Source organism: Pseudomonas sp. P5_A2_2 (assembly GCF_054177685.1).
Window position 1 is genome coordinate 1 of the sequence record NZ_JBGCUL010001071.1, and the last position, 1,458, is coordinate 1,458.

1 protein-coding gene is annotated in these 1,458 nt (G+C 61.9%); it reads left to right on the top strand.

What is annotated here, in order from left to right:
• Positions 1-1,409: ABC transporter ATP-binding protein (locus tag ACXRVY_RS28875; protein ID WP_458238940.1), on the top strand; the 1,409-nt coding region annotated here is incomplete at its 5' end.
• Between the last annotated feature and the right edge of the window lie 49 nt (positions 1,410-1,458).

Below are 1,458 nucleotides of genomic sequence, written 5' to 3' on the forward strand. Positions count from 1 at the left end.
CCGATACCGAGACAACGGGCAGCATTCGCTATCGCGGCCAGGAACTGGTAGGCGCCGATGCTGGCAAGTTGCGACAACTGCGCGGCAATCGCGTCGCGATGATCTTCCAGGAGCCGATGACCTCCCTCAACCCGCTGCACAGCATTGAAAAGCAGATCGGCGAAACGCTGCTGGTGCACAAAGGCCTGGCGGGCAAGGCGGCGCAAGAGCGGATTGTTGAATTGCTGCACCTGGTGGGCATCCAGAAACCCGAGGAACGCCTCAAGGCCTATCCCCATCAATTGTCCGGCGGGCAGCGCCAGCGGGTGATGATCGCCATGGCCCTGGCCTGCGAACCGGAACTGCTGATCGCCGACGAACCGACCACTGCGCTGGATGTGACGGTGCAGCGCAAGATCCTGCTGCTGCTCAAATCCCTGCAACAACGGCTGGGCATGTCGCTGCTGCTGATCAGTCATGACCTCAATCTGGTACGCAGCATCGCCCAGCGCGTGTGCGTAATGAAGGCTGGGGAAATCGTCGAGCAGGCACCTTGCGAAATCCTTTTCACCGAACCGAAGCACCCTTACAGCTGCGTATTGCTGCACGCCGAACCCGAGGGCGAAGCCTTGCCCCGGGACGAGCGCGAAAACGTACTGGAGGTGGACAATCTGCAGGTGCGGTTTCCCGTCGGTGGTGGCCTGTTTCAACGCAAAACCTGGCTGCGCGCCGTCGATGGCATCAGCCTGAATATTCAGCGCGGCAAAACCCTGGGCATCGTCGGTGAGTCCGGTTCCGGCAAGTCCACGCTCGGTCAGGCGATTCTGCGTTTGCTCGACTCCGAAGGCAGCATCCGCTTTCAGGGCCAGGCGCTGGACGACCTGACGCAAAAACAGCTGCGACCGTGGCGCAAGAAGATGCAGGTGGTGTTCCAGGACCCTTTCGGCAGCCTCAGCCCAAGGATGTCCGTGGCACAAATCATCAGCGAAGGCCTGGAAGTGCACAGCCAGCTGAGCCCTGAAGAGTGCAATGCCGAAGTGATCCGGGCACTGAGCGAAGTCGGCCTCGACCCGCAAAGTCGCCATCGCTATCCCCACGAGTTCTCCGGGGGGCAGCGCCAGCGCATCGCCATCGCCCGGGCACTGGTGCTGAAGCCGGCGCTGATCCTGCTCGACGAACCGACCTCTGCGCTCGACCGCACGGTACAGAAACAGGTGGTCGCCCTGCTCCGCCAGCTTCAGGAAAAACACGGTTTGACCTACCTGTTCATCAGCCATGACCTGGCGGTGGTGCGCGCCCTGGCCCACGACATGATCGTGATCAAGGATGGCAAAGTGGTGGAACGCGGCGCCAGCCATGAGGTGTTTGACTCGCCGCAGCATCCGTACACCAAGGAGCTGTTGGCGGCGGCGATGTTGGGGCAGGCATAATCGGTTGCATGAAGTTGGACCGAGCCGCGGCCATCGCGAGCAGGCTCGC